Raw genomic sequence first — 1669 nt, forward strand, 5'->3', positions numbered from 1 at the left:
ATCGCCTGACGAGATTTGTTGCGTTAAACTCAATGATAAAAGCGCTTCAACGTGCATTTCCTTGAGAGAAAATTGATGAGTTTTTCTTTTTTCAGGGACGACTACTTATTTTTCCAAAGGTGGATTTGACGAAGCTCAAGTATGTTTAACTGACCAGGTACGACCTTGCAGATTCGTTTTGCGGTTCATTTGTCGAGAACTTTTGGCTTATCAATTCTGAAAAAACTGTGGGTTTTTATTCTTCTGATGTGATGGATGTTCAAATAATCACTAATAAAATTAATGTTAGGTGGTGAAATTTTATCTATAATATTTATCATTGTCTGCTTTGTAATGCCGTATTTACCATCAAGTTGTTGCAATGAGTAAAATCCAAACTATCAATTTAAAAAAAGTTGAACTTAAATTTTCAGATACCGAAGATCCTGTTGCACAACGAACTAGTTGGGAGCCCGCTAATAGAGGTGGGGCAAATTTTAAAGCCCAACAGATGATTGAGGAAAATCAAAAAATTATTATCAAAAAATCTGTTGGAGCTATCATATTTTATTTGGTTTTTGCGATACCTGGTGCTTTAGCGGTTGTCATTCTTGCGCCTTATCTATTCATCAGTGGTGAAATTGTTCCTGGTATCTTCGCCATAGTTTGGGGAGCGATATTTGGTGGCGCTGGATTTTTGATGCTGCTAGGTGATAAAAATATGACTTTTGATAAGGCAAAAGGTGTTTATTTTCGTGGTCAGCCTCGTAATGAAATGATTACTGAAGATAAAAGTGTTCAGGGTAGCCTCAAAGATATTTATGCCATTCAGCTAATCAGCGAGCGGATTCGATCAACATCAAGCCAGGGAGGTTCATCGACTTATACCAGTTATGAATTAAATTTGGTACTTAGAGATGGTAGTCGAGTGAATGTGATGGATCATGGTAAAGAGGTTGCCATCGATGATGCAGCCAAAGCATTGGCAAAATTTCTAAATGTTCCCGTATGGAAAGGGCAATTTTAGTTGGTTTAGCGGCTTAGTCTACGTCTACATAGCGGTTTGCGAGCAATAAGTCGCATGCATTACAGTTAAACGGTATTTGATAAAAGTCCACAAGGTGGCAAATAATTCTACTGTTACAATTCTATCGTTACCAGACCATTGAAACTCTAGGGGGATCTCGCGTTATAATCGGTGAGTTTTCCAAATAATAAGAGTCAATATTTATGTTAGAAGAAGCTATTGTTCGTTATTTTCATTTCTTGGGGATTTTGGTTTTAGTGAGTGCTTTGGTCTGTCAGCATTTGCTCATGGCTAAAGAAATTACGCCAGCACAGTTAAAACGCATCATATTAATTGATAGAATCTATGGCGTTGGGGCACTTATTGTTTTAAGTGCAGGATTAATCCTTTGGTTTAGTGTCGGTAAACCTCCGTCTTTTTACTCAGGAAATTTTGTTTTTCATATTAAGTTTACCCTGTTCTTGTTAGCCGCACTAATTTCAGCTATTCCCACCATTTTTTATTTAAAACAGCAAAAGAGTACTCAAAATATTATTGTTCCCAAATCGATAATTAGTCGTCCCTGAAAAACAGCTTAACACTCTGAAATTTAATAAAAAATCTCTAATTAATAACTCACTTTTCGACCAGAAATGTTAAAATACGCCATCACTTCCTGGTCGA

Annotated in this window: 2 protein-coding genes; both read left to right on the forward strand. The window is 36.5% G+C overall.

Going from position 1 to position 1669, the window contains the following annotated elements; all coding sequences use genetic code 11:
- The first annotated feature begins 361 nt into the window (after positions 1–361).
- Positions 362–1006 carry a hypothetical protein gene (locus ABVT42_RS22225; protein WP_353898150.1) on the forward strand — a complete coding sequence of 215 codons (645 nt, stop codon included), beginning with the start codon at positions 362–364 and terminating at the stop codon, positions 1004–1006.
- Between the two features lie 203 nt (positions 1007–1209).
- The gene (locus ABVT42_RS22230; protein WP_353898151.1) at positions 1210–1572 is read left to right on the forward strand and encodes a DUF2214 family protein; all 363 of its coding nucleotides are present in this window, start codon (positions 1210–1212) and stop codon (positions 1570–1572) included.
- Positions 1573–1669 lie beyond the last annotated feature (97 nt).

The organism is Aliikangiella maris, assembly GCF_040719265.1.
In the GTDB taxonomy this organism is placed as follows: domain Bacteria; phylum Pseudomonadota; class Gammaproteobacteria; order Enterobacterales; family Kangiellaceae; genus Aliikangiella; species Aliikangiella maris.